This window comes from Desulfovibrio sp. 1214_IL3152 (genome assembly GCF_036763055.1).
In the GTDB taxonomy this organism is placed as follows: Bacteria; Desulfobacterota; Desulfovibrionia; order Desulfovibrionales; family Desulfovibrionaceae; genus Desulfovibrio.
On record NZ_JBAIYW010000386.1, the window covers coordinates 1 to 1,179 of the forward strand.

The following is a 1,179-nucleotide window of genomic DNA, read 5'->3' on the forward strand; positions in this document are numbered from 1 at the left end:
CCCGCAATAGAGCAAACCAAGACAATCGGGAGCATGACGCGCTGCGGCGTTCTCTCCTGGCCGGCACTTTCTCCTGGCCCGGTGTTCCGCCCTTGCCGGAAGCGGGCCTGTGGGGTAAAACAACCCACACCCTTTGACCAGCCCGTTGGGCCGCCCGCCATGATCATTCATATCGATATGGACGCTTTTTTTGCCTCTGTGGAGCAAATGGACAACCCCGACCTGCGGGGCCGCCCGGTTATTGTGGGCGGCAGCAGCGACAGGGGGGTGGTTTCCACCTGTTCTTACGAGGCCCGCACCTTCGGCGTACACTCGGCCATGCCTATGGTCGTGGCGCGCCGCCTGTGTCCGCAGGCCGTCATTGTGCGCGGGCGCTACCAGCGTTATACCGAGCTTTCCCACGCCATCATGTCTGCCCTGAAAGACTTTTCGCCTCTGGTGGAACCGGCCAGCGTGGACGAGGCGTATATGGACGCCACGGGCCTTGAACGGCTTTTCGGACCGCTGGAAGCGCTGGTGGCGGCCATTAAAGCCCGCATTGAGGATGTGACCGGAGGGCTGACCTGTTCCGTGGGCGTGGCTCCGGTCAAATTTCTTGCCAAGATATGCTCGGACGTGAACAAGCCCGACGGCGTATTCATTTTACGGCAGGAAGAAATGGACGCCTTTCTGTGCGCCCTGCCTGTGGGCAAGATACCCGGAGTCGGCAAACGCACGGTGCAGAGCCTTCAGGACCTCGGCGTCAGAACCGTGGCCCAGTTGCGCCGCTTCAGCCCGGACTTTATGGAGCGCCGTTTCGGCAAGTGGGGCCTTGCCCTCTACGAACGCGCCCAAGGGCGCGACAGCCGCAAGGTGGAGACAGAACGCGAGGCCAAGAGCGAAAGCGCGGAATGTACCTTTGCCGAAGACACGCGGGACAGGGATTTTTTACAGCGCATGCTCATGGCCCACGCCGAGCGCGTGGGCAGTTCATTGCGGCGGCACGGCTACCGGGGGCGCACCATTACCCTGAAGGTAAAATTTTGCGACTTCAAGCAGATCACGCGCTCCCGCACGCTGGAAGAACCCGTCAATGCCACGGAAACCATTTTTGAAACAGGCTGCCGCCTGCTGGCAGATTTGCCCCTGCCGCAGCCCGTGCGCCTTATCGGCCTTGGCGTGTCCGGCTTTGATGCGCCC

General features: G+C 61.8%; 1 protein-coding gene. It reads left to right on the forward strand.

The window, feature by feature from the left end; genetic code table 11:
- Window positions 1-159: 159 nt before the first annotated feature.
- A partial coding sequence (gene dinB, locus V6C07_RS08440; protein WP_333535954.1) for a DNA polymerase IV occupies window positions 160-1,179 on the forward strand: 1,020 nt, incomplete at its 3' end.